The 23,994-nt window shown below is 69.4% G+C and carries 30 protein-coding genes; 10 read left to right on the forward strand and 20 right to left on the reverse strand.

The genetic code is table 11. The features are described 5' to 3' along the window. The first annotated feature begins 14 nt into the window (after window positions 1–14). Genes C8D87_RS05265 through C8D87_RS05275 form a run of 3 tightly spaced genes read left to right on the forward strand, consistent with a single transcriptional unit; the run spans window position 15 to window position 1,801 of the window. Window positions 15–866, forward strand: coding sequence for a universal stress protein (locus tag C8D87_RS05265; RefSeq protein ID WP_112225730.1), 852 nt, complete (start codon window positions 15–17; stop codon window positions 864–866). Window positions 867–872: 6 nt separating this feature from the next. After that, window positions 873–1,265, forward strand: coding sequence for a hypothetical protein (locus C8D87_RS05270; RefSeq protein WP_112225731.1), 393 nt, complete (start codon window positions 873–875; stop codon window positions 1,263–1,265). Next, window positions 1,262–1,801 carry a hypothetical protein gene (locus tag C8D87_RS05275; protein WP_215732176.1) on the forward strand — a complete coding sequence of 180 codons (540 nt, stop codon included), beginning with the start codon at window positions 1,262–1,264 and terminating at the stop codon, window positions 1,799–1,801. The genes C8D87_RS05270 and C8D87_RS05275 overlap by 4 nt, the downstream gene beginning before the upstream one ends. A gap of 1 nt (window position 1,802) precedes the next feature. Here the strand turns inward: C8D87_RS05275 and C8D87_RS05280 are convergent, their stop codons facing one another. The 3 genes from C8D87_RS05280 to C8D87_RS05290 all read right to left on the reverse strand — a co-directional run bounded on the left by C8D87_RS05280 (window position 1,803) and on the right by C8D87_RS05290 (window position 5,712). Further along, on the reverse strand, window positions 1,803–2,735 hold the full coding sequence (locus C8D87_RS05280; protein WP_109641624.1) for an alpha/beta hydrolase: 933 nt from the start codon (window positions 2,733–2,735) through the stop codon (window positions 1,803–1,805). Between the two features lie 90 nt (window positions 2,736–2,825). After that, entirely contained in the window at window positions 2,826–4,826 is a 2,001-nt protein-coding gene (locus tag C8D87_RS05285; protein WP_112225732.1) for a neutral/alkaline ceramidase, read from the reverse strand. Between the two features lie 25 nt (window positions 4,827–4,851). After that, on the reverse strand, window positions 4,852–5,712 hold the full coding sequence (locus C8D87_RS05290; RefSeq protein WP_233441911.1) for an EamA family transporter: 861 nt from the start codon (window positions 5,710–5,712) through the stop codon (window positions 4,852–4,854). Window positions 5,713–5,781: 69 nt separating this feature from the next. Between C8D87_RS05290 and C8D87_RS05295 the strand changes: the two genes are divergently transcribed. After that, window positions 5,782–6,630, forward strand: coding sequence for a LysR family transcriptional regulator (locus C8D87_RS05295; protein WP_112225734.1), 849 nt, complete (start codon window positions 5,782–5,784; stop codon window positions 6,628–6,630). Window positions 6,631–6,651: 21 nt separating this feature from the next. Here the strand turns inward: C8D87_RS05295 and C8D87_RS05300 are convergent, their stop codons facing one another. The 4 genes from C8D87_RS05300 to C8D87_RS05315 form a co-directional block, all read right to left on the reverse strand. Beyond that, entirely contained in the window at window positions 6,652–7,380 is a 729-nt protein-coding gene (locus C8D87_RS05300; protein ID WP_112225735.1) for a DUF1963 domain-containing protein, read from the reverse strand. Continuing rightward, window positions 7,380–7,928: a hypothetical protein gene (locus C8D87_RS05305; RefSeq protein WP_112225736.1), complete on the reverse strand. Its 549-nt coding sequence runs from the start codon at window positions 7,926–7,928 to the stop codon at window positions 7,380–7,382. Before C8D87_RS05305 ends, C8D87_RS05300 begins: the two co-directional genes overlap by 1 nt. Window positions 7,929–8,043: 115 nt before the next feature. Next, window positions 8,044–9,489, reverse strand: coding sequence for an argininosuccinate synthase (gene argG, locus C8D87_RS05310; protein WP_112225737.1), 1,446 nt, complete (start codon window positions 9,487–9,489; stop codon window positions 8,044–8,046). Between the two features lie 8 nt (window positions 9,490–9,497). Next, complete coding sequence (locus C8D87_RS05315) at window positions 9,498–10,004, reverse strand: polysaccharide deacetylase family protein (RefSeq protein WP_112225738.1); 507 nt, start codon at window positions 10,002–10,004, stop codon at window positions 9,498–9,500. A 58-nt stretch (window positions 10,005–10,062) separates the two neighbouring features. On the opposite strand from C8D87_RS05315, the gene C8D87_RS05320 reads away from it, so the two are divergent. Continuing rightward, the gene (locus tag C8D87_RS05320; protein ID WP_109641630.1) at window positions 10,063–10,419 is read left to right on the forward strand and encodes a MerR family transcriptional regulator; all 357 of its coding nucleotides are present in this window, start codon (window positions 10,063–10,065) and stop codon (window positions 10,417–10,419) included. A 9-nt stretch (window positions 10,420–10,428) separates the two neighbouring features. On the opposite strand, the gene C8D87_RS05325 is transcribed toward C8D87_RS05320, so the two are convergent. Next, complete coding sequence (locus C8D87_RS05325) at window positions 10,429–10,908, reverse strand: hypothetical protein (protein ID WP_112225739.1); 480 nt, start codon at window positions 10,906–10,908, stop codon at window positions 10,429–10,431. Between the two features lie 78 nt (window positions 10,909–10,986). Between C8D87_RS05325 and C8D87_RS05330 the strand changes: the two genes are divergently transcribed. Beyond that, window positions 10,987–11,808, forward strand: a complete 822-nt coding sequence (locus C8D87_RS05330) for a siderophore-interacting protein (protein ID WP_215732177.1) — start codon at window positions 10,987–10,989, stop codon at window positions 11,806–11,808. Here the strand turns inward: C8D87_RS05330 and C8D87_RS05335 are convergent. Next, window positions 11,778–12,284, reverse strand: a complete 507-nt coding sequence (locus tag C8D87_RS05335; RefSeq protein WP_112225740.1) for a hypothetical protein — start codon at window positions 12,282–12,284, stop codon at window positions 11,778–11,780. The genes C8D87_RS05330 and C8D87_RS05335 overlap by 31 nt on opposite strands. A gap of 192 nt (window positions 12,285–12,476) precedes the next feature. Between C8D87_RS05335 and C8D87_RS05340 the strand changes: the two genes are divergently transcribed. After that, window positions 12,477–13,223, forward strand: a complete 747-nt coding sequence (locus tag C8D87_RS05340) for an NPP1 family protein (RefSeq protein WP_233441912.1) — start codon at window positions 12,477–12,479, stop codon at window positions 13,221–13,223. A gap of 162 nt (window positions 13,224–13,385) precedes the next feature. Here the strand turns inward: C8D87_RS05340 and C8D87_RS05345 are convergent, their stop codons facing one another. Further along, a complete protein-coding gene (locus C8D87_RS05345) occupies window positions 13,386–14,057 on the reverse strand; it encodes a TetR/AcrR family transcriptional regulator (protein WP_112225742.1) in 672 nt (223 codons plus the stop codon). Window positions 14,058–14,150: 93 nt separating this feature from the next. Between C8D87_RS05345 and C8D87_RS05350 the strand changes: the two genes are divergently transcribed. Both C8D87_RS05350 and C8D87_RS05355 read left to right on the forward strand, forming a co-directional pair. Then, window positions 14,151–14,876, forward strand: a complete 726-nt coding sequence (locus tag C8D87_RS05350; RefSeq protein ID WP_112225743.1) for an SDR family oxidoreductase — start codon at window positions 14,151–14,153, stop codon at window positions 14,874–14,876. After that, window positions 14,876–15,748 (forward strand): SDR family oxidoreductase, encoded by an 873-nt coding sequence (locus C8D87_RS05355; protein ID WP_112225744.1) that lies wholly within the window; start codon window positions 14,876–14,878, stop codon window positions 15,746–15,748. Before C8D87_RS05350 ends, C8D87_RS05355 begins: the two co-directional genes overlap by 1 nt. A 1-nt stretch (window position 15,749) precedes the next feature. Here the strand turns inward: C8D87_RS05355 and C8D87_RS05360 are convergent, their stop codons facing one another. The 6 genes from C8D87_RS05360 to C8D87_RS05385 all read right to left on the reverse strand — a co-directional run bounded on the left by C8D87_RS05360 (window position 15,750) and on the right by C8D87_RS05385 (window position 20,669). Then, window positions 15,750–16,469, reverse strand: coding sequence for a polysaccharide deacetylase family protein (locus C8D87_RS05360; protein ID WP_112225745.1), 720 nt, complete (start codon window positions 16,467–16,469; stop codon window positions 15,750–15,752). 45 nt (window positions 16,470–16,514) lie between these two features. Continuing rightward, on the reverse strand, window positions 16,515–17,006 hold the full coding sequence (locus C8D87_RS05365; RefSeq protein ID WP_109643008.1) for an MOSC domain-containing protein: 492 nt from the start codon (window positions 17,004–17,006) through the stop codon (window positions 16,515–16,517). After that, complete coding sequence (gene msrA, locus C8D87_RS05370) at window positions 16,985–17,482, reverse strand: peptide-methionine (S)-S-oxide reductase MsrA (protein WP_109643025.1); 498 nt, start codon at window positions 17,480–17,482, stop codon at window positions 16,985–16,987. Before msrA ends, C8D87_RS05365 begins: the two co-directional genes overlap by 22 nt. A gap of 23 nt (window positions 17,483–17,505) precedes the next feature. After that, window positions 17,506–18,669 carry an AI-2E family transporter gene (locus C8D87_RS05375; RefSeq protein WP_215732178.1) on the reverse strand — a complete coding sequence of 388 codons (1,164 nt, stop codon included), beginning with the start codon at window positions 18,667–18,669 and terminating at the stop codon, window positions 17,506–17,508. 77 nt (window positions 18,670–18,746) lie between these two features. Further along, on the reverse strand, window positions 18,747–19,898 hold the full coding sequence (locus C8D87_RS05380; protein WP_112225746.1) for an FAD-dependent oxidoreductase: 1,152 nt from the start codon (window positions 19,896–19,898) through the stop codon (window positions 18,747–18,749). Window positions 19,899–19,907: 9 nt separating this feature from the next. Then, window positions 19,908–20,669 (reverse strand): DUF4142 domain-containing protein, encoded by a 762-nt coding sequence (locus C8D87_RS05385; protein ID WP_112225747.1) that lies wholly within the window; start codon window positions 20,667–20,669, stop codon window positions 19,908–19,910. A gap of 95 nt (window positions 20,670–20,764) precedes the next feature. Here C8D87_RS05385 and C8D87_RS05390 point away from each other — a divergent pair, with 95 nt between their 5' ends. Next, a complete protein-coding gene (locus tag C8D87_RS05390; protein WP_112225748.1) occupies window positions 20,765–21,253 on the forward strand; it encodes a MarR family winged helix-turn-helix transcriptional regulator in 489 nt (162 codons plus the stop codon). On the opposite strand, the gene C8D87_RS05395 is transcribed toward C8D87_RS05390, so the two are convergent. From C8D87_RS05395 to C8D87_RS05410, 4 genes are all read right to left on the reverse strand, one after another. Next, window positions 21,200–21,757 carry a TetR/AcrR family transcriptional regulator gene (locus tag C8D87_RS05395; RefSeq protein WP_112225749.1) on the reverse strand — a complete coding sequence of 186 codons (558 nt, stop codon included), beginning with the start codon at window positions 21,755–21,757 and terminating at the stop codon, window positions 21,200–21,202. The two genes, C8D87_RS05390 and C8D87_RS05395, sit on opposite strands and share 54 nt — an antisense overlap. A 9-nt stretch (window positions 21,758–21,766) precedes the next feature. After that, window positions 21,767–22,195 (reverse strand): SRPBCC domain-containing protein, encoded by a 429-nt coding sequence (locus C8D87_RS05400; protein ID WP_109642995.1) that lies wholly within the window; start codon window positions 22,193–22,195, stop codon window positions 21,767–21,769. A gap of 82 nt (window positions 22,196–22,277) precedes the next feature. After that, a complete protein-coding gene (locus C8D87_RS05405) occupies window positions 22,278–23,324 on the reverse strand; it encodes a CU044_5270 family protein (RefSeq protein WP_112225750.1) in 1,047 nt (348 codons plus the stop codon). Next, window positions 23,317–23,955 carry an RNA polymerase sigma factor gene (locus C8D87_RS05410; RefSeq protein WP_170166314.1) on the reverse strand — a complete coding sequence of 213 codons (639 nt, stop codon included), beginning with the start codon at window positions 23,953–23,955 and terminating at the stop codon, window positions 23,317–23,319. Before C8D87_RS05410 ends, C8D87_RS05405 begins: the two co-directional genes overlap by 8 nt. Window positions 23,956–23,994: the final 39 nt, after the last annotated feature.

Below are 23,994 nucleotides of genomic sequence, written 5' to 3' on the forward strand. Positions count from 1 at the left end.
GGAGGTGGTCTCTCATGCCGACTGTCGTCGTCGGGTTCGACGGTTCCGACCTCGCCCGCCGAGCCGCTCTGTGGGCCGCCGAGGAGGCTTCCCGCTGCGGCGCGACCCTGCAGGTCGTCCAGGCCGTCCGCTCACCTCTGCCCGAGCCGGTCTTCACCCCCATGTCCACGCCCGTGCCGGAGTTCGTCACCGAGGAGACGATGAGGCGCGCCGCCGAGGACCACCTCGCCGAGCTGGCCGCCGAGATCAAGCGGGACTGGCCCGACCTCCGGCTCGCCACGCGCGTGGGCCTCGGCCGCCCGGTCGACGTGCTCGCCATGGAGGAGGGTGAACTCCTCGTGCTCGGTTCGTCCGGCCGCACCGGCATCGCGGAGATGTTCCTCGGTTCCACCGCCGCCGAACTGGTGTCGATCGGCGGGCGTCCCGTCGTGGTGACCCGCTCCGGCCCCCTGGACGGCCGCGTGGTCGTCGGCATCGACGGCTCCGACACCTCCGCGGACGCGATCGCCTTCGCCTTCGCGTTCGCCTCCCGGCACGGCCGCGAGCTGCTGGCCATCCACGCGTGGAACGACGTCGGCTGGGCCGAGCTGCCGGAGCAGGACTGGGACCACATCCGCGTGGACCTCGCCAAGCTGCTCGAGGACCAGCTCGCGGACCACCGCGCGCGGTACCCCGAGGTACATGTCGCGCAAGAGGTCGCGTTCGACGCACCCGCCCGCGCGTTGCTCCAGGCGGCCGATGGCGCGGCCCTCGTCGTGGTCGGCAGCCACGGCCGCGGCGCGGTGAAGCGTGCAATTCTGGGCTCGGTGAGCCACGCTGTGCTGCACCACGCGCCGTGCCCGGTCGCCGTGGTCCATCGGAGGTGACGCGAGATGCGCGGGTCAGCGGCCGTGCTGTTGTGCTTCATGCTGACTTCCTGCGCCGGTCAGCAGCCACCGCCCCAGGCTCCCGCGTCGAGCACGCCGACCGACACGTCGACGCCGAGCATCCCGGCCCCGCTGCCGCCGTCGTCCGCGCCGCTGACCACTCCGTCACGCGCGCTGGACGGCATCACGGTGCGGGGCACGGTGACGGCGGGCGTCGAGGCCGGCTGCCTGATCCTCGACACCGGCACCGCGCAGTACCTGCTGCTCGGCGCGGATCCGGCGATCGCGGTGGCCGGTGCAGAGGTGGAGGTGTCCGGGAAGGCCGAGCCTGGGGCGATGACGACCTGTCAGCAGGGCACGCCGTTCCAGGTGACGAAGACCCAGCGGGTGTCGGGTTGACCTCGGCCGCGCCTTCGGATCCGGCCTCGTACGTTCCGCCCGAGTACTTCACGGCCGCCGACAGTCCGAAGTGGGCGCAGAAGCACTGGCTGAACGTGCCCGGGCCGTTCTACACGGGTGAGACCGACACCTGCTGGACCGGTCGCCAGTCCGCACCGCGCCACGTCCTCTACGGCGGCGAGTACCAGAACGAGTTCGTCTACCGCCAGCCCAAGACCAAGGCCGAGGTCGAGTGCCTGCTGTCGGCCGCCGACGACGACCCGTTCGACGGCTACGCCTACGACGGCGACTCGCGGTGGACACCGGACGCCGTCCGCGCCTGGTGGGACCAGCGAGGCCAGGTCGAGGAGCACCTCGCGGCGCTGATCGACGAGTGGACCGCGGACGGGAACTCGTACGCGCTCGATGCTGCCGAGGGCGCACGCGACTTCCTCGCCTACCTGGCAGGCGACCTCAGGACCGATCTGCGGGCCTACCTGTTCCGCCTGGAACAAGGCCGCTACCCGGGAGCCGGTGACCAGCTCCCGGATCTCTGAGTCAACGCAGCGCCTCGCGCAGGAACGCGGCCGCCTGGTTGATCGCGGCCTCGGCGGCGTGCGTACCGCGCAACGCGTTCAGCATCACGAAGTCGTGGATCGCGCCGGCGTACCGGACCGCGGTGACGGGCACACCGGCCTCGCGCAGCTTGTCCGCGTAGGCCTCACCCTCGTCGCGCAGCACGTCCGCCTCAGCCGTGATCACCAGCGCCTGCGGCAGACCCTCCAGCTGTTCCCTGGTGGCCCGCAACGGGGACGCGGTGATCTCGGCACGCTCCACCGGGTTCGTCGTGTACTGGTCCCAGAACCACTGCATGGCGTCGCGGCGCAGGAAGTAGCCCTCGGCGAACTGCAGGTACGAGTCGGTGTCGAAGGACGCGTCGGTCACCGGGTAGAAGAGGACCTGGGCCTTGAGCTCGACGTCGCCGCGTTCCTTGGCCTGCAACGTGAGCGCGGCCGCCATGTTGCCGCCGACCGAGTCACCGGCGACCGCGATCCGCGTCGCGTCGAGGCCGTGGTCGGCGCCATTGCTCAGAATCCACTGCGCGGTGGCGTAGTTCTGGTTGATCGCGACCGGGTAGCGGGCCTCCGGCGAGAGCGAGTAGTCGGGGAAGACGACGGCGGCACCCGCGCCCACGGCGAGTTCGCGGACCAGGCGGTCGTGGGTGTGGGCGTTGCCGAACACCCAGCCCGCGCCGTGGATGTAGAGGATGACCGGGAGCTCACCGGTAGCGCCGGCCGGCTTGATCACGCGGACCTTGAAGCCGTCGAGCTCGACCCATTGCTCGTCGACCTCCGGTTTGTCGACGGCACCCGACTGGACCTCGTCGACGGCCTTGCGGCCCTCGGCGGGCGGGATCTCGAACAGGAACGGCGGCTGGGCGGTGGCGGCGGCGAACTCGGCGGCGGCGGGCTCGAGAACTGGGCGCTTCATGGCTGCTCCTTCAGGTCGGATGCCATAAAGCTAGTGCGCGATTAAATCGCGCACAACGTAACTGTCGCCTCACCGCCGCCGGGAATAACCTCAGCCCACCGTGAAGGACGCGGTCGCGCCGGTGAAGCCGGTGATCTTGCCGGTCCAGCCGCTCTTCTCGTCGCCGTGGTGCAGGATCCGGTAGGTGCCCGCGGGCGTGTCCGCCGGGATCTGCCAGGTGATCGTGGCGTTCGAGAACGCGATGCCGACCCGTTCCCACTTGTAGCGCGTGGACCAGTCACCGTCGTCGGCCACGCGCGTCCACTGGCCGTTCACCTGCCGCTGCACCTCCAGGAAGGTGCGGTTGCGGTGCAGGTTGTTCTTCGGGTGCCCGGTGACGAACACGGCCGTCACGGTCTCGCCGCGCGCGTAGGACGACTTCGGAGAGCTCAGGACGTCGCCGTACTTCTTGTCAGCGGGCTTGTCGTCGAGCACGACACCGGTCTGGAGGTTGATGTCGGTGAAGGGCGGCTTGCCCGGCGTCGGACCGGCGGGCAGCGTTGTGCCGTTCTTCATCGACGCCGCGAGCTTGCCGAACTCCTGCTGGTACGCGGGTGTGGTGTTGCGGCCGAACAGCGTGGAGCCACCCTCGTACTGCTGCGAGTCGTACTCCTCCGGCGTGGTGACGTACTGGCTGTAGTCGTTGGCGTAGCCCTGGATCAGCACGTGCTGCACGGGCACACCGAGTTCGGCGGCGACCGTCTTGCGGATGCGCAGGCCCGCGGTGATCGTGACCTCACCGGGCACCGCGACGAGGTGCAACTGTCCGATTCGGACGATCTGCAGCGGCAGAACGTTCGGCGTCGCGGCGACCAGACCCGTCGGCACCAAAGAGGCCTTCGGGTACTGGCACGACTTCAGCCACTCCGGCACCTCCATGTTGAGCGGCTCGAACAGCTTCTTCAGCGGCGACTGCATGCCCTCGGAGAAGCCGGGGATCGCCGGGCCGTCCTCGATGCTGCCCGCGATCGTCGACGCGCCGACGACTCCCGAGCACGTCGTGCCGGGCTGGCCGGTGGTGGTGAAGCGGCCTTCGACCTGCACGGTCGACATGTCCACGAACCGCATGCGGTAGTCGACGCCGCTGTTCACGGCCTGCTGAGGACCGCGGTAGATCTCCTGCGCCTTGCGGTTCTGGCGCTCACCGATGATGCGGGCGTTCTCCCACTCGTTCTCGGTGGGGCCGGAACCGGGCTTCAGGTTGAGGTTGGGCGACATGTCGCCGGCGTTGGTGTTCGGGAACGCCGCCACGAAGCCCGCGGTGTTGTCCAGGTACCGCACGCCCTCGTCGTCGTGCTCCCACTGGTAGGCCGCGTAACCCTTGTTGTCCGGGCTGATCAGCGTGTTGGCGTTCGTCACCGACGTGTTGTGCGTGGCGAACCAGCTGATCGCGCCGACGTCGTCGCCGGACTGCTTGAACTTCAGCACGGTCATCTGCGGGTCGATGCCCTGCGGGAAGAAACCCTTGTCGGGGTTGCGGTCGAACGCGACGCGCGACCGGTTGACGCTCGCGTTGGTCAGTTCGCCGATGCCGAGGCTGATCGAACCGGGCTTGAGGTCGTCGTGCGCCTCGACGATCGACTCGGTGATGCCGTCGACCACCGCCGCCAGAGCCTGCGGCTGCATGCCGAGGATCGAGAGGTTGTAGGCGAGGTTGTGCGAGTAGCCGCCGGGGCCGCTGTGCGTGTGCGTGGCCGACAGCAACAGGTTCTCGCGCGTGTAGGTGCTGCCGTACTTGGCCTGCAGCTTGCCGAGCACGCCCTCCTGCACCGCACGGAAGATCATCGCGAGGTCGGCGTTGACGTACGCGACGCGCTTGTTCGTCGCCCGGTCGACCACGACGTAGGCCCGCGAACGCAGCCGCTGGTGGATGCCCGTCGTCTTCTGGTCGAACTTGGAGTAGCCCATCATGCCGTTCTCGGCGGCCGGACCGGTGACGTCGGAGATGCCCCTGCCGACGAGGTAGGGCTCGGGCTCGGCCCACGCGAACGGGCCGCTGACCAGGGCCGCACCCGCAAGTGCGGCGACAACCGTCATGACTGCAGTCCGCATGGACACCCCACTAAGTGAAGGTGATTCACATTTCCCGTTGAACGGTAGGTGATCCAGGCCACTTCGAGCAAGTGACTGCGAGTGCATTGGCCGTGACGACCAGCAAGATCCCGGCCCAGTGGTGGACGTCGAGCCGCTCCCCCAGCAGGATCAGCCCGGCGAGCGCGGCGAGCACCGGGTGAACGCTCATCGCCAGCCCGAACAGGCGCGCGGGCACTTTCCTGAGAGCGATCACATCGACCGCGTACGGCACCACGCTGCAGAAGAGTCCCGCGCCGATCGCGTACACGATCGACATCCCGGTCAGTTTCCCGTGCAGCACCAGCAGCACCGCGACCGGGACGTAGAGCGTCGCCGACATCGCGGTCGCGGCGGCGGGCGCCTGCAGTCCGGGCAACCGGGCCCCGACCAGGCTGTTGAGCAGGATGTACGCGGCCCAGCACGCCGCCGCGAGCAGTCCGGCGCCGATACCGACGTAGTCGCTGCTCGGGCCTGGCAGCACCAGCACGTACACGCCGACGGCCGCGATCAGCACGAACAGGGCGTCCCTCCTGGTGCGCGAGCCTCCCAGCGCGACGGCGAGCGGCCCGAGCACCTCCAGCGTGACCGCGAGACCCAGGCCGATCCGGTCGACCGCCGTGTAGAGGCTGAGGTTCATGGTGGCGAACACCAGGCCGAGCGCGATCGTCGGCCACCACTGCGCCCAGGTGAAGCTGCGCAGGTTCGGCCGGGCCATCGGGAGCAGTACCGCGGCGGCCACGAGCTGACGCACCGCCACGACACCCGCGGGCCCGATCGTGGCGAACGCGTGGGCACCCACCGCGGCGCCGAACTGGCTGCTGGCCGCGCTGGCGGTCATCGTGGCGAATCCACCGAGGCTCCTCATACCGGTCAGCCTGCGGCTTCCGCGTTGATACGGGAAATGCATGAGCCGTTCCAGCTATACGCTGAACGCATGGATCTGCGACACCTGCGGGCGTTCGTCGCGGTCGTGGACGCGGGCACGTTCACCGACGCGGCAAGGGAACTCGGCCTCACCCAGGCGTCGGTGTCGCGAGCCGTCGCCGCGCTGGAGGCCTCGCTGGGCGTGCGGCTCCTGCAACGGTCGACGCGGCACGTGGCGTTGACGGTGACCGGCACGCAGGTGCTGGCCGGCGCACGGCGGGTGCTGGACGAGGTCGCGCACCTGCACCGGATCGCGTCCCAGTCGCAGACCGAGCTGCGGATCGGCTACGCCTGGGCGGCGCTGGGCAAGCACACCCGGCGCGTCCAGAAGGCCTGGGCCGCCGAACATCCCGACCTGCCGCTGGTGTTCGTCCACGCGAACTCGCTGACCGCGGGTCTCGCCGAGGGCACCGCCGACGTGGCGGTGGTGCGCAAGGCCCTCGACGATCCGCGCTTCGAAACAGCGTTGCTCGGCACCGAGCGCCGCTACGGCGTGGTCGCGACGGACAACCCGTTGGCGCGCAAGCGTTCGCTCAAGCTGGCCGACTTCGCGCGGTACGGCATCGCGGTCGACGACCGGACCGGCACGACCACTTTGGACCTGTGGCAGCCGGGTGCCGCACCTGCCGTCGTCCGCAACACGCACGGCGTCGACGAGTGGCTGACGCTGATCGCCGCGGGCCAGGCCGTCGGCCTGACGTCGGAGGCCACCGCGAGCCTGAACCCGCGGCCCGGCGTGGCTTATCGCGCGGTGCAGGACGCGCCGCCGATCCCGGTGTGGCTCGCGTGGTGGAGGGACCAGCCGCCGCAGCACCTGAACGACCTGGTCACGCTGGCGTGCGAGGCCTATCGGAGGTGAGGGCGCAGCAGCGCCGGTCCCTCAGTCGATCCACAGCCGGATCGGGTGCTGAACGTCCTGCGGGCAGGTGAGGATGTTCAGGTTCCCGTCGCGCCCGAACGACCACTCGACGTCCTCACCAGACGGCTCCCTCGTGGCCAGCGCCAGCATCTGCCGTTGCACCGAGCCGCACTCCGGGCAGGTGAACTCGATCGGACCGGACTGCCACCAGCACGTCCAGCCGCCGATCTTCGTGCCCGCCGACGTCTCCGGCCAGTCCTCGTCCCGCAACTCCTCCGGCCGGTCGAACGAGTGCGCGTACTCCGTGAACCGGATCGGCTCGAGCACGTTGACCGTGGGGGTGTAGATCTCCTCCCGCACCGGTGGTTCCGGCTCCTCCTCGATCAGCTCGACCACCGAGGTGGAGTCACGCCACACCAGGCGCACGTCCGGGCCGTAACAGTCGTCGAGGGCGTGTTCCAGCGTGCACAGGAACACCTGCAGCACATCCGTCCCCTCCGGGAACGGCAGCTCCGGGAAGTCGCGCCGGTAGAGCTGCACGGCGCCGACGAACGGCATCCCGATGCCGGCGATGCCCGCGCCGGGAACACCCGGCGACTCCGGGTCGTGCCGCTCGCCGTCGCACCACGGCCACGGCTCGTCGATCGGCCACAGCATCGGGCCGCCGATGTGGCTGTCGGCGTCGGTCGGCTCCCCCGCCAGCGGGTTCAGCAGCACGGCCGGCCGCGTGAAATCCTCCTTCGACGCCATCAGTCGACGTGCAGCTTGATCGGGTGCCGGAGATCCTGTGTGCACGCGAACACGTTCAATGCGCCCTCCTGGCCGAACTCCCACCCGACGACCGCCCGTTCGGCGACCTCACAGGAGCACAGCTCGTTCTCGAGTTCCTCGTGGGTGTGAAGAACTAGCAGAAGGCGGCGGTCCGCACCGCAGGCGGGGCACTCCAGCCCGAACGGCGAGGTCTGCCACCAGAACGCCCACCGACCTTGCTGCCGTTCGCGACCGGCGGCCAGTCCCCCGCGCCCACGGGCTGTTCGTCGCGGGTTCGGGAACGACGGCGAGAACGTCCGTGACAGCGGATGATCGCCAGAAGAGCCGCACGCACGGTCCGAGTGGTCGGTCTCCTCGTCGACGTGCTCCAGCGGGCACATGAGGACCTGGAGCAGGTCGGTGCCGCCGGGGAAGGGCAGCTCGGGGAAGTCCCGCGCGAACAACTGCAGTGCGCCGGTCAGCGCGACGGGGACGCCGAAGCTGTCGGCGGGCCACAGCATCGGCCCGCCGATGTGGCTGTCGCGCACTCCCGGCGAGCCCGCTGCCGGATGCAGACGAACAGCGGGCCGTGCCCACCCCCATGATCGACACGAAAGAGCAGGCCAGCTCCCGGCCCCGGTGAAGGGGCCGGAAGCGGGGAAATCAGTCCGTTCCCGACTCCATCGCCGCCGAGTCGAGCAGCTCGTCGGCCTCCGAGACGGTGCCGCGCGAGGCGATGGCCTCGGCGCCGCCGTCCGGCACCTCGCCGATCAGCTTCGTCGGCTCGGCCTGGGCGGAGATGAGCGCCGACTGGCGGGTGCCGACCATGCCGAGGGCCGCGAAGAGCTCCAGCTTGGCGCGCGAGTCCGCGATGTCGAGGTTGCGCATGGTCAGCTGGCCGATGCGGTCGACGGGGCCGAACGCCGAGTCCTCGGTGCGCTCCATCGACAGCTTGTCCGGGTGGTAGCTGAACGCCGGACCGGCCGTGTCGAGGATCGAGTAGTCGTCACCGCGCCGCAGCCGCAGCGTGACCTCACCGGTGACCGCGGAGCCGACCCAGCGCTGCAGCGACTCGCGCATCATCAGCGCCTGCGGGTCGAGCCAGCGGCCCTCGTACAGCAACCGGCCGAGCTTGCGGCCCTCGTTGTGGTACGCGGCCACGGTGTCCTCGTTGTGGATCGCGTTCACGAGCCGGTCGTAGGCGATGTAGAGCAACGCCATGCCGGGCGCCTCGTAGATGCCGCGGCTCTTCGCCTCGATGATGCGGTTCTCGATCTGGTCGGACATGCCAAGACCGTGGCGGCCGCCGATGGCGTTGGCCTCCAGCACGAGGTCGACGGGGCTGCCGAACTCCTTGCCGTTGATGGTGACCGGGCGGCCCTGGTCGAAGCCGATCGTCACGTCCTCGGTCGCGATCTCGACCGACGGGTCCCAGAACTTGACGCCCATGATCGGCTCGACGATCTCGATGCCCTCGTTGAGCAGCTCGAGCGACTTCGCCTCGTGCGTCGCGCCCCAGATGTTCGCGTCGGTCGAGTACGCCTTCTCGGTCGAAGCCCGGTACGGCAGGTGGCGCTGCAGCAGCCACTCGGACATCTCCTTGCGGCCGCCGAGCTCGGTCACGAACTCCGCGTCGAGCCACGGCTTGTAGATCCGCAGCGACGGGTTCGCGAGCAGGCCGTAGCGGTAGAACCGCTCGATGTCGTTGCCCTTGTAGGTCGAGCCGTCGCCCCAGATCTGGACGTCGTCGTCGAGCATGGCGCGCACGAGCATGGTGCCCGTGACGGCGCGCCCGAGCGGGGTGGTGTTGAAGTACGCGCGGCCACCGGAGCGGATGTGGAACGCGCCGCACGCGAGCGCCGCGAGACCCTCCTCGACGAGCGCCGAGCGGCAGTCCACGAGCCGCGCGATCTCGGCACCGTAGGTGCCTGCGCGGCCGGGGACCGTCTCGATCTCAGGCTCGTCGTACTGACCGATGTCCGCGGTGTACGTGCACGGCACCGCGCCCTTCTCACGCATCCACGCGACCGCGACGGAGGTGTCGAGACCACCGGAGAAGGCGATGCCGACGCGTTCGCCGGCGGGAAGTGAAGTGAGCACCTTGGACACGTTGAGAATTATGCACGACGATGTATGGACATGCACGTCGGGGTGTCTGTTAGTTGCGCCTCAGCGATGTCGTCGCAGGTGGTGAGCCACAGATCGGGTTCGGCCGCGAGGCGGGCGAGGGCCTGGCCGAGGTGCTTGTAGCGCAGCGGCCAGCCCGGCGTGAACGGCCGCAGCACAACAGGCCGGGCGTCCAGGCAGCCGACGTCGTAGGTGAGCGGGGAAGGCACCGGCGACTGCCCGCACCAACCGCGTGGCGGCGTGCCGGTCGCACGCTCGATGGCACCGATCGCCTCGATCTCGCTCGCGAGCCACACCCAGTTGCGCGCTTCACCGGCCGTGATGAGCTGCGGGTACCGCTCGACGGCCGCGCGGGTCACCGGGACGCTGGCGCGGATGCCGTTGTGGTCGAACGCGTCGATGGTGTGCCAGATACCGACACGGGCGCTGTAGTCACGCCAGCCGTGGTCGTTCGTGATGTCGAGCAGGATGTACACCGCCTGCTTGTCCCTCGTCATGGCCGGACGGTAAAACCTGACATGCGTGTCAGGTTCAAGCTCTGACGTGGAGGCGACGATGAAGATCGGCGAACTCGCGCGACGCACGGGCGTCAGCGAACGGTCGTTGCGCTACTACGAACAGCAGGACCTGCTGACGTCCACCCGCACGGCCGGCGGCCAGCGCGAGTACTCAGAGCGGGCGGTGGACCGGGTGATCAGGATCCAGGAGCTCTTCGCGGCCGGGCTGTCCAGCAAGAAGATCGCGCTGATGCTGCCGTTCCTTCGCGACCGCGACGGCCGGCCGTGCGAGATCCCCATCCCCGCGCTGGTCGCGGACCTGAGGAAGGAACGCGAGCGGATCGACCGGATGATCGCCGACCTGCAGAACACCCGCTCCGTGCTCGACGACGTGATCGAAGCCGCGGAGGGTTAGCACAGCGCGCTAGTCCTGGTCGAGCTCGTTCACCTTGTCCTGCAAGCGCTGGAGGCCACCCTCGTGCTCGTCTGCGCGCATCGCGGTGATGGCCGCGAACAGGTGCGCACCGGTGTACGGATCCTGTTCCTTGCGCTCGTAGATCTCGCCGAGCGTCACGTTGTACATGGCGTGCGACATCGCCGCGAGCAGCGCGCGCGTCCGCAGCCCCACACCCTTGGGCGCGGCGGCGTCGATGATCGGCGTGACGCGTTCCCACACCTCGTCCGGCGAGCCGGGCGGGTAGAACTGGTTGAGCGCGAGCAGGCCGTTCTCCAGCGAGCCCATCACCAGGCGGATCTCGTCGTCGTCCTCGGGCAGCAGCCGTTGGACGCTTTCGGCGTCCCGTTCGTGATAGGCGATCGCGAGCCGCAGGCCGATCGCCTGACTCCGGCTCTTCTCCTCCGGCGAGGCGAACCACCACTGCTGCTGAGCGGTCCTCGGAAACATGACAGGCAGTCTGCCGGTCATCCCCCGTTTCCGCCCGAGGGTTTAGGCAAGCCTAACCAAAGGTGTACCTTGCTCGGCATGTCGCGCTACTCCGCCCTCGACAGGTTCGCGCTCAAGGCCGCCACCAAGGCCGCCGAGCTGGTGATGGCCCCCGCGAACCGCCGCGAGGTCTTCGACCAGTTCGTCATGACCGCGACGGCGGTGACGGAGCTGAGCGCGCACATGAGGCGCGTGACGTTCCACGCGCCGGAGTTCGCCTCGTTCGAGCTGACGGGCCCCGACGAGTACTTCGGCCTGATGGTGGCGACCGGCCGCGAACTGGTCATGCCAGCCGACGACCGGATCAACGTCCGCTCGGCGCTGCGCGCCATGCCGGAGGACGTGCGGCCCGACCTGCGCTGGTACACGATCCGCGCACACCGGCCCGCCGTCGCCGAGATCGACGTCGACTTCGTGCTGCACGGTGACGCGGGGCCGGGCACGCGGTGGGCTCGCCGTGCCATCGCGGGCGACAAGGCGGGCTTCCGCGCGGGCGGGTCGGCGTACCGGCCACCTGCCGACGGCTCGGTGTTGCTCGTGGCCGACGAGACCGCGTTGCCGGCGTTGTCCGCGATTCTCGAGAACGAGACGCGGCCGGTGCAGGTCTTCGTCGAGGTGCCCGACGAGTCCTACCGGGTTGATCTGGACGTGGAGTGGGTGTTCCGCGGTGCGGACGAGCCGGGGTCCGCGGTGCTGAAGGCGATCGCGGGCAAGGCGCTCTCCACGGTGGACTACGGGTGGGCGTGCGGTGAGTCGGGGCTCGCGACCGGGATGCGGCGGCTTCTGGTGAAGGACCGCGGGGTGGACCGGAAGGCGGTCATGTTCAGCGGCTACTGGAAGGTCGGGTCCGCCCGGCTGTAGGACAGGCCGCTCAGCCGCAGCGTCTCGGCCACGACGGGGTCGGTGGCCGCCATGCCGTACCGGTGCTCGTACACCGCCAGCACAGCGCCGATCCGCTGGTAGAAGGCGATGCGCCGGTGCCTGACCAGTTCCGCCGCGGGGCCGATGCCGGGCTGGGCCGGGTCCTCGACGTCGTAGATGATCCGGGTGTACCCCGCAACGGTCATCTCGTCACGCAGGTGCGTCCACAGGCGCGCGCCGAGGCCGCGGCCCTTCTCCCCCACGGTGAAGTAGCGCAGGTAGACCCAGCCGGTGTCGGCGAGCACCCGCAGCACCGCCAGGCCCAGCGGCTTCGCGTCCACCAGCACCAGCGCGGTGTCGGCGAGCAGGTCGTCGTCGAAGGAAGCGCGCAGGTGCGGCGCGAAGCCGTCGAAGTAGATCTGCCGCGCCCGCGCGAGTTCGGCCTCGGTCAGAGATGAGGCCGCGACGAGCTTCACCGGATCCCCACCGTCGTTCGGAGCGACGTTCTTGATCGAGTTCAGGCGTGTACGGGACGTCGCCGGACCATGAATGAATTTCCCGGTACGGCAAAGATTCGGCGAACCATCTAGACGTGAACGCTGTTCATGTACCACCTTCTGCCTCGCAAGCCTCTCCGCCACCCCTGCTCACCGGAATCGAGGCCCCTGTTGAGGAAGTTCCTGCCCGCGCTGACCGGCGCGCTCCTGATCACCACTCTGCTGCCCGCCGTCGCGTGGGCTGATCCGCCCCAGGCGATCCCTGCCAACCACGCGGCAGAGGACGGCAAGTGGCAGCCGGCGTTCGACTACGACGGCGACGGCTGCTACCCGACCCCGGCGATCTCGCCGACCGGTCAGGTGGCGACGGGCCTGAAGAACTCGGGCGCGCTGAACGGCAACTGCCACGACCGGTCCGACCTGGACAACACCAACTCCTACAGCCGCTCCAAGTGCAACAACGGCTGGTGCGCCTACCTGTACGACCTGTACTTCGAGAAGGACCAGGCCGTGCCGGGCTGGGACTGCTGCGGCCACCGGCACGACATCGAACACGTGATCATCTGGGTGCAGAACGACGTGGCCCAGTACGTCTCGACGTCGGCGCACGGCAAGTACAGCACCTACTCGCGCGACAAGGTGGCGTGGGAGGGCACCCACGCCAAGATCATCTACCACAAGGACGGCGCCAGCACGCACTGCTTCCGGCTCGCGGGCTTCAACGAGCAGGCCGAGAACCACTACGGCGTCTACCAGTACCCCGACCTGGTCAGCTGGGACCGTTTCCCGGCCGGGGTGCGCGACATCCTGGTGAACGCCAACTTCGGCAGCGCGTCGCTCGCGATCAAGGACGGCGCGTTCAACCACAACCTCGCCATCGCCAAGCCGGCCGGGATCCCGTTCGACCCGAACGCCTAGTGGGGTGACCCGGAAGGTTGCCGGGGAATTCGCGGTCAGACGGGTGCATCGTGGTGCCGGCCCCGCGTCCTCGTACTGGTTGTACGGGGGCGCGGGGGCGGTGCCGCGAGGTGCCCTGCTGAGCGTGAATCACCTCGCCACCGTTCCGGGACGCGCCACTGGCTACTTCGCTACGCGATCGAGCCATTCGGCCAGGAGGGCCCGTTCCGCTGGAGACAGCATCAGGGGCGGGTCCTCCTCCAAGGCGACGCGCAACGCGATCGCGCGACTGGGGATGTCCGTCGGCTCGTCCGGTGAGACGTCCGTCGTGATCGCCCTGATCACCTGCTCCCGCGAGAACGTGATCAGCTCCAGGTCGCGTTCGGGTTCCGGCGTCGCGATGAGCGACAGCACGACGCCCATGCCCGCCGCGTGCACGAACTGCGCGGCCTGCTCGACCGGGACCTTCAACCGGCCCACCGCCGCGATGCGGCTGATGATCTCGCGGAGCATCGCGTCCGCCTCCATCCGCGCCTCGCGCTTGCGCGGTTCGCCGTACATCAGCAGGTAGAACGCGGGCCGCGCCAGGCCGAACCCGATGTGCAGCTCCCACCCGCGACGCAGGTCGTCGACCGGGTTGTCGCTGGCGCCCATGGCGTGCTTGGTCGCGAGGTAGTCGGAGAAGCCGTAGGCCGCGACGGCGTCGAGCAGGCCGTCCTTGTCCCCGAACAGCCGGTACAGCGTCGGCGCCTGCACACCCGCCGCCGACGCCACCGCGCGCGTGGAGACAGCTTCCTTGCCGCCCTCGATCAGCAGGTCGGCCGCAGCCTTCACCAACCGCTCTCTCGTGTCCATGTAACGACGATAACACGCGATAGGTAGCGTCGATTCGATATCGGTGATACGTTGTTGGTGTTAGCGACGGAAACACCAGCTAGGAGCACTGTTATGACTCGGGTTGCGATCGTCACCGGCGGGTCGAGGGGCATCGGACGGGCAGCGGCCGAGCGTCTCGCCGCGGACGGCATGGCCGTCGTCATCGTCTACGCCGGCAACAAGGTGGAGGCAGACAAGGCGGCCGAGGAGATCAAGGCGGCAGGTGGCCAGGCCATCGCCGCACAGGCCGACGTCGCGGACGAGGTCGCCGTGGCCGCCGCGTTCGACCTGGCCGCGGAGACGTTCGGCGGCGTGGACGTCGTCGTGAACTCCGCCGGCATCATGCCGCTGGGCACGGTCGCGGACATGGACCTGGAGGTCTTCGACCGCATCCAGCGCACCAACGGCCGCGGCACGTTCGTCGTGTCCCAGCAGGCGGCCCGCAAGCTGCGCAACGGCGGCGCGATCATCAACGTCTCGTCGTCGGTCGTGGGCCTGCGGTTCCCGCAGTACGGCGCCTACGCCATGACGAAGGGCGGTGTCGAGGCGCTGACGCTGATCCTGGCCCGCGAGCTGCGCGGCCGTGACATCACCGTGAACGCCGTCGCCCCCGGCCCCACCGCCACCGCCCTGTTCCTGGAGGGCAAGGACGAGGCGACGATCGACAACCTCGCGAAGCAGGCACCGCTCGAGCGCATCGGCACGCCGGAGGACATCGCCGAGGTCATCTCCTTCCTGGCGGGCCCCGCCCGCTGGATCAACGGTCAGGTCGTTCGTGCGAACGGAGGCATCATCTGATGGGCAAGGTCATCGTTGTCACGGGAGCATCCAGCGGTTTCGGCGCGTTGACGGTGCGGGCACTGGCTCGCGCGGGCCACACCGTCTACGCCGGCATGCGGGAGACCACGGGCCGCAACGCGCCGGCCGTCGCCGAGCTCGGGGCGTTCGGCGCCGAGAACAACGCCGACGTGCACGCCGTCGAGCTCGACGTGCAGTCGCAGGCCTCGGCCGACGCGGCGATCGAGCTGATCATCGCCGAGCAGGGCCACCTCGACGTGGTCGTGCACAACGCCGGCCACATGGTCACCGGCCCGGCCGAGGCCTTCACCCCGGAGCAGTACGCGGCCCTGTACGACGTCAACGTCCTCGGCACACAGCGGGTCAACCGCGCCGCGCTGCCGCACCTGCGCGGCCGGCGTTCCGGGCACGTCGTGTGGGTGGGTTCCAGCTCGACACGTGGCGGCACTCCCCCGTACCTGGCGCCGTACTTCGCGGCCAAGGCGGCGATGGACGCTGTCGCGGTGTCGTACCGCGCCGAGCTCCTCCGGTTCGGCATCGAAACCACGATCGTCGTGCCGGGCGCGTTCACCCACGGCACCAACCACTTCGCGCACAGCGGCACGCCCGCCGACGGTGACGTGGCCAAGGCCTACGAGGAGCTCTACCCCGGCCTGATGGACCAGGTGGGTGCTCGCCTCGCCGAGCTGGAGCCGCCGTGGGCCTCCGTCTCGGCCGTCGCTGACGCGATCGTGGACGTCGTCGACGCGGAGAAGCCACCGTTCCGCGTGCACATCGATCCGTCCGACGACGGCGCCGAGGTCGTGAACAAGGTGGCGGACCGGGTCCGCAGCGAGTTCCTTCGCCGGGTGGAGCTGGCCGACCTGATCTGAGTCAGGCTTGGTCGAGGAGCGCGGACACGGTGACGAACCGGAAGCCGCGCTCCTTCAGTTTGGCGATGATCGGCTTGAGGGCCTGCCTGGTGTCGTTGCGCGTCACGTACATGGGGTGGAGCAGGATGATCGAGCCCGGCTTGGTGCGGTCGAGGGTCTCCCGCTCGATCTGTTGCGCGGTGGGCGTGCCCGCGGAGTCCGGTTCCACGTCCCACATGATCGTCTTGCGGTTGTGCTCGCTCAGGTAGTGCGGCAACGCGAAGAGCTTCTTGCCGTTGGGCGGGCGGAAGTGGATGTCGCCCTGGTAGCCGGTCTTGCGGATCTCGGCATCGGTGTCCTCGACCTCTTTGACCACGGTGCTGGGCAGCACACCGACCATCCGCTGGTGGTTGTAGGTGTGGTTGCCGATCTCGTGCCCCGCTGCCGCGATCTTCTTGCCGAGATCGGGGTACTTCGCGAGGTCGCGGCCCATGAGGAAGAACGTGGCCTGGACCTGTTCCGCGGCGAGCGTGTCCAGGACGTACTGGGCGCCGGCGGGGTCCGGGCCGTCGTCGAACGAGAGCGCCACGACCTTCTCGTTCGTCTCCACCCGGTCCACCAGCTCACCGAAGAACTGGAAGGTGCGGGAGCTGCTGACGTTCCACAGCACGACCGCGGCCGTCAGGACGACGACGAGGCTGATCGCGGTGATGATCGTTGGCTTGCGGCGTAACCACTTCATGTGATCACTATGACGAGGACCGCTTTCAGGTTGCACGGCACCCCGTCAACCCAGGACGAGCACAGCCGGGCCAACCCGCAACACCCCGTCATCGAGCGGCACACACCGCTTGCCGCCCTTCCCGCGCAACGCCTTGAGCGCGCCCGGCGCGACAACCACATCCATCCAGGCGCACGGGCTGGCCGGCCGGTGGACCTCGAACCGCACCGGCCCGGCACCGGTGTCGAGGCTGAACACGGTGCCGCGAGCCAGTGCGTCCACGTCGAACCCGCGCACCACGATGTTCCGCCGCGCCACGAGCGGATCCACCGGCCACGGGTCGAGCGACTCGGCCGCGATCACCGTGACCGCCGCGTTGTGGTGGGCGGGGTGGTTGAAGAACCTGTCGCCGACGATGCCGAGTCCGGCCCGCAGCTCCACGTGGTCCCGGCCGACCGGCTCGGGATCGGGACGAGGGCCGTCCGACGGACGGCCCTCGAAGGCGTGCACGGCTGAGACGTGCAGTGCGACGATCTCTACCTCTCGCCGAGCTGCCATTCCGGCCTCACGTAGTGGCACGTGTAGCCGTTGGGGTAGCGCTCCAGGTAGTCCTGGTGCTCCGGCTCGGCCTCCCAGAACTCCGTCGCCTGGGTCACCTCGGTGACGACCTTGCCCGGCCACTTGCCGGAGGCGTCGACGTCGGCGATGGTCGCCTCGGCCACCTGCTTCTGCGCGTCATCGGTGTAGAAGATCGCCGAGCGGTAGCTGGCGCCGATGTCGTTGCCCTGGCGGTTGCGGGTCGACGGGTCGTGGATCTGGAAGAAGAACTCCAGGATCTGCCGGTAGCTGAGCTGCTCGGGGTCGAACACGATCTCGATGGCCTCGGCGTGGTTGCCGTGGCGGCGGTAGGTGGCGTTGGGCGTACTGGGGTCGCCGGTGTAGCCGACGCGGGTGGAGACGACTCCGGGGTGGCGGCGGAACAGGTCCTGCATGCCCCAGAAGCAGCCGCCCGCGAGAACAGCCTTCTCCGTCACAGTGGTTCTCCTCTGCTCGGTGTTCACTCAGCAGAACGTTCGGTCTTGCCCGGTTCATCCCCGTCAACTTGTGACGTGTCCATTACGGGCGCCGAATCCGTCACGGGCACCGAGCGCGCCTCGATGACCTCGCCCAGGTAGCGCAGGACGACCGCCACCGCGGCGGCGACCGGCACGGAGAAGAACGCGCCCGCGATGCCGTACAACGAGGTACCCGCGGTCACCACCAGCAACACCACGGCGGCGTGCAGGCGCAGGCCGCGTGACTGCAGGATGGGCTGCAGCACGTTGCCCTCGACCTGCTGCACGACGATGACGATGATCAGCATGATGATCGCCGTGGTCAGCCCGTTGCTGACGAGCGCGACCAGCACCGCCAGCGCACCGGCGATAAACGCGCCGACGATCGGGATGAAGCCGCCGAGGAACGTCAGCGCGGCCAGCGGGATCGCGAGCGGCACCCCGAGGATCACCAGGCCGAGCCCGATGAACACCGCGTCGATCAGCGACACGACCGCCTGGCTGCGGATGAAGCTGCCGAGCGTCACCCAGATCCGCTCCAGCACCGTCGTGACGTGCCCGCCCGCGCGCTCGCCGATGAGGCCGCGCAGCCACGGCGTGAACCGCATGCCGTCCTTGACGAAGAAGAACGCGAGCAACAACGCCACCAGCCCGGTCACGACACCGGACGTCACCGCGCCGGCCCCGGTCAGCAGCCCGCTCGCGATCGACCCGATGCTCGACTTGACCTGCTCGACCCCTTGGGCGATCAACCGGTCGAGATCGGTGTCGGCCAGGTTGAGCGGCGGCCCTGACGCCCACTTCTGCGCCTGCTGCACCGCCTCGGTGGCGCTCTTCGCGATCTCCGGCACACCGGACGCGATGGACGTGGAGATCGCCGCGATGACGCCTCCCAGCACCACCAGCCCGACGACCAGCACGATCGTCGCCGCCAGCGCCGAGTTGAGCCCCTTCGACATCAGCCACCTGGCCGGCGGCCACAGCACCGTCGTGATCAGCAACCCGAGCAGCACGGGCATCACGACCACCCAGATCTTCCCGATGATCCAGAAGACCATCCAGAAGCCGAGCGCGGCCAGCGCCACCCGCAGACTCCACCGCGCGAGCCAGCTCACGCCGTGCCCGATCGCCTCACCCTTGTCCGCCCACCTGCGTTCCCGTTCCACGCGGACAGTCTGTCCTGATCTAGCCCGAACGGGTAACGGACATGCCGCCAGCCCTCGGCCGAGCCGTGCAGCGCGGCCTACGACGCGCGGTGGAGCACGCCGTCGACGTCCGGCGCGACCGAGCCGCGGATCAGGTTCCGCACCACCGGCAACCCGGACAGACGGAAAGCCCAGTCCCGCAACGAGATGCGCCAGGTCGACGACGGCGCCATCCAGCCGATGAAACGACGCCCGAACTCCTGGGTGTGCGCGACGGCAGGCTTCATCCGCGTCTGGTAGCGCTCGAAAGCGCCGTCCGTGCCGGCCGCAAGCTCCTCGGCCAGCACGAACGCGCCGGTCATCGCGAGGGACGCCCCGTGGCCGGCGAACAGCGAGACTGCCCCGCACGCGTCACCGACCAGGACGACCTTGCCGCGATGCCAGGTCGGCAGGTCCACTTGGGACACCTCGTCGTAGTAGATGTCCTGCGGCACCGCGGAAAGCAGTTCGGGTGCCACCCAGCCGAGGTCGCCGAACCGATCACGCAACGCCGCCGCCGGATCCTCGGGCACGGCTTGCTCGTCCGACCGGTACAGCATCAACGCCGCCATCGCCCCACCGCGCACGGCATAGCAGCCGATCATCCGGTGCGGCACGGTCAGCATCTGGTAGCGATAGCCGATCCGCGCGCTCAACTCCGGGTCCTGGACGGAGAACGCCGCCGTGTGGTGGCCCAGATACCGCACGAACGACGACCCGAACACCAGCTCCCGAACGCGTGAGTGCACGCCGTCCGCACCCACCACCAGGTCGAACGAGTCAGCGGATCCGTCCGAGAACGTCACCAGGCCGTCGTCGACCGCAGAAACCGTTGTGCCGTGACGAATCGGAGACCGCAGGTCGGCCAGGATCACCTCCGCCAGCTCGCCGCGCAGCAGGCTGATCACCCCGTCCGCCACCGCCGAGTAGGCCGAGGCGGAGATCGTGGCACGCGACCGCCCGCGGGCGTCCACGCTGGTCACCGACGAGATCGGCGCGCGCCGCCGTTCCAGCGCCGGCAGCAGGCCCATCCGCCGCGCCACCTCGTGACCCGGCCCGAAGAAATCGATCATGTAGCCACCCGCACGGAACGAGGGCGCCTTCTCGACGACCAGGACGTCCCAGCCCGCGCGTTCCAGCCACCACGCCGTCGTCAGCCCGGCGATCCCCGCTCCCACCACCAACGCCCGTTGGGCACTCGACTTAGGCATATGCCCAATCTAGCGCACGCGCCCGCTGCTCCGCCCGCCACTCCACAGCCAGATACCGACTGCCGCCGCCGCCAGCACGGCCAGGCCGATCAGGCCGTCGGGCACGCCGCTCTGGTCCTGGCGCTGCGCCGAGTTCTGCGCGATGACCTGCGGCGCACGAGGAACAGGCGTCGGCGCGATCGAAGAAGGTTGCGCGACCAGCGCCAACGGGATCGCCTCGGTGTCGTTGAAGTCGACCATCCCGGTCGCCTCCAGCACCGTCATGTGGTCGAGCACGGTGTCCATGCAGACCTTGGCGTAGTCGCGGATCGCCGTGTTGCGCGTGCCGGTGCGCACCTGGGCCAGGAACTTGTAGACCGCACCGTGCGCGGCACGGAGCCGGTTCGCGAAGACCCTGTCGAACTCGGCACTGCGGGCGGGCGCGGCCGCCATCTCGTTCAGCCAGCCCTGCTGGGCCTCGTTGGGCTGCGTCGGCAGGTCCACGTTCAGCGTGCGCGCGAGCTCGATCGTTCTCCTGTCCAGATCGGCATGTCCGTCGATCAGGTGCCGGCTGGCCTCCCTGACCAGCGGGCTGGCCGACTTCTCCAGGCCCATCCGCCCTGCAGGGCCCTCCCACAAGCCCGCGAGTGCCACCTTCTGCAGCAGGTCGCGGCCGGCGGGCCCCATGGGCCCGAACTGGGTCTGGACGTGGTCGGGACCGAGGTTCGGCTGCGCGAGCGCGGGCGGTGCACCCACCAGAACGATCAACAGGGTGATGAGCAGTATCCGCATGCCGGGAGGTACGGACAGACCGAGGCACGCCGACCATTGCACAGTGCAATGTTTATCGGTTCGTTATCTCCGGCCGACCCTGTAGAACTGGGTGGGTGAGCGAGATCGACGACCTGACCGACGCGGTCCTCACCGCGTCCCGCCTGCTGGTCGCCGTGTCGGCGCGATCACTGGCGGCCGTCGAGGAGACGCTCACGTTGCCGCAGTTGCGGATGCTCGTGCTGCTGGACAGCCGCGGCCCGATGAAGCTCACCGCGCTCGCGGACCTGCTGGAGGTCAACCCGTCGACGGCGAAACGCATGATCGACCGGCTGATCGCGTCCGGCATGGTCGAGCGCGAACCGAATCCCGTCACGAAACGCGAGGTCGTGGTCGTGGCGAGCGTCGAGGGCCGCCGGGTCGTGCACGACGTGACCGTGCGCAGGCGGGCCGAGATCAGCGCGATCGTCGCCCGCATGCCGGAGCACACCCGCCAGGGGCTGGTCGAGGCGCTGACCGCGTTCGCGGAGGCGGGCGGCGAGCCTCGCTGGTCAGCCCGCGACGAGGCGCCGGAACGGGCCCGCCACCACGCGGAAGTCGACTGACTCGTCCAACGCGCGATGCAGGACCAGCCCGTCGACGGCCGCGCCCAGCAACAGCGCGATCGCGTCGGCGTCCTTCACGCCGGCACTCCGCAGCCACTCGGCCACGCGTCCCCGGAAGTCCGCGACCAGCGCCGCGAGTGAAGCCCGCAGCTCAGGTAGCCGGTGCGCGGCCAGGAACGCCTCGGCCAGCAGCAACGACTCCGGATCCGTGCCGGTGAAACGAGAGAGATCTTCAAGCATGCGCTCGATGCCCTGAGACGGCTCCGACGACCGCAACCCGTCCGCGGCCTCGGCGAGCGCCCTCTCCGCGAACTGCAGCGCGGCCGTCGACAACAGGTCCGGCACCGACGAGAAGTGGTAGTGGACCAGCGCCGCGTTGACGCCAGCGCGTTCGGCGACCAGCCGCGTGGTCACCGCACCCCAGCCGACCTCGCCCACGAGCTGGGCGGCGGCCTCGATCAGTTGTTCACGGGTGCGGCGACCACGGTCGGCAGACTTGGGCACGCACCCAACTTAGCTTTCGGCCTTCTTCTTGAACGCGTCGAGCACCTCGGGCCAGCCACCCGTGTTGTCCTCGTGCGCCTTCGCGCGCAGCTCCTCCGAGCCCGCCAGCGACGCGAACCCGCTCTCCACGACGCGCAGCCGCGTGCCGGAACCCTCCGGCGTCAGCGTGAACTCGACCAGCGTGGTGTTGCCCGCACGCAGCTCCTCGCCGCTGAACGCACTGGCCCAGCGGTACGACACGTAGCTCTGCGGCGTCACGGTCTCGACCCGCACCGGGAAGTCGCCGTACGTCTCGTTCTTGCACAACGTCGTCTCACCCTCGACAGCTGTGCCCGACGGCGCGGAGGCCACCCACCACCCCGGCTCGGTCACCAGCTGCCAGACGCGCTCCGGCGCCGCCTCGATCAGGGTCTCGCGTTCGATCCGGTCCACGGTCACGACAAACTCCCCACGTCCGCCAACAAGTGCAACCCCAGAGTTGCACATCCCACGAAGATGCGCAACTCCAGGGTTGCATGTTTTAGGGACGGGCGCCCAGTGAGTTCACGACCGCGCTGGTCACCGCGTAGGAGTCGCGGACCGTCCCCTTCTTCAACCCGCCGTCCTCCTCACCGAGGTCCTCGGCGACGACCGACCTGCCGCCGATGAAGTCCCCGTTGTCCGGGTCGATGATGATCTCCATGAAGTCGTCGTAGTGCTTCATGCCGAGAGCGACGCCCTCCTTGCCGTCGAGGTTCGCCCGCTTGTCGGTGACGACCAGCCCCGGCAGCAACGCGAGCGCACGGAAGATGTTCGCCCGCACCTCGGCGGGGTACTGCCCCGACTGCAACGCCTCGCGAGCTTGCTGAAGCGCTTCCGCGTCCGACGGCCCGCCGTTCTCCTTGAGCTTGGCCAGCAGCTCCTTCGGGTCCTTGGGCAGCGAGGCGATGAACTCCGGCGTCGGGTTGCTGAACGAGGCGGTGGTGCAGCGGTCCGGCTGACCTTCGGCGTAGTAGGAGTACTTGCCGCACTTGCCGCGGAACTCGGGGTCGTTCTTGAACGGGCCGGCGTCCGGCTCCCCTTCGCCCTCGTGGCCCGGCAGCCACTTCGCGGAGCCGACGTCGAACTTCAACATCCACTCGTCGCGGCGGTCGGCGGGAATCCACTCCTCGTTGGCCATGTCGGTGGTGTACGCCTTGATGGAGCCCAACTCCACGGTGATGCCCTCGTACCTGGCGCGCACGTACCGGTACTGACCGGGGCCGACGGGCCGTTCGACGACGCGGGCGGCGAGGTCGGCGGCACGGATCAGCTCCTCGGCGGCGGTCGCCGAGCTACCGCCGTTGTCGATGGTCAGCGCGCCCAGCCCACCGGCGGTGAGCACGCCGACAGCGGCCGCGGCGGCGAGCCAGCGCACCCGGCGGCGTGGGTGGTGCTCGACGACGGGTTCCTCTGCTCGGGCCTTCAGCGCTGCCGCCAGCGCGTTCCTGCCCGCGGCGACGTCGAACCGCACGGGTTCGTCGGCGGCACGAGCCAGCGCCGCGTCGAGCACTCGGTCGAGGCTCTCTGACTTGGTCGGCTCAGACATGGCTGTCCTCGGAGAAGTCGTGGTCGGTGGCGGCGAGGCGGGTGCGCAGCCGGGCACGGCCGCGGTGCAGCCTGGTGCGGACGGTGGCCACCGGGACGTCGAGCGCCACGGCGATCTCGGCCGGCGTGAAGTCCGCCCACGCGTGCAGCAGCAGCACTTCGCGTTCCTCGACGCGCAGTTCGGCGAGCCAGTCGGCGAGCGGCCCGGCGAGCAGGTCCGCGTCCGCCACGGCGCTCGCCCGGTCACCGATGTCGCCCTCGTCGACGCGGGCCGCATGCGCCTTGCTCCACGCACGCAGTTTGCGTTCCTCCGCGCGCACGTGGTTGCGCAGCAGGTTCGTCGCCACGCCGTAGAGCCACGCGCGCACGGCGTCGGCCTCGTAGACCTGACCGGCGCGCTGGTCCCACAGCACCAGGAAGGCCTCGGAGACCACGTCCTGCGCGGTGTCCGCGCCGACACGCCTCGCCACGTAGCGGTGCAACCGCTCGGCCGTCGACTCGTACAGGGTCAGCAGCGCGGCCTCGTCCAGCACGGCGGGCGCCACTTCAGGGGTCAGCGCCACGGGCGCCACGTCGCTTCGCACATCCCTACCTGGCCGCAGGCCCCAGATGCGTTCCCGGCGTGTGCTCACCGCCACATGGTGCGGCTGGAGATCAGAACTCGCTCGGGA

It is taken from the genome of Lentzea atacamensis (assembly GCF_003269295.1).
Classification (GTDB): Bacteria; Actinomycetota; Actinomycetes; order Mycobacteriales; family Pseudonocardiaceae; genus Lentzea; species Lentzea atacamensis.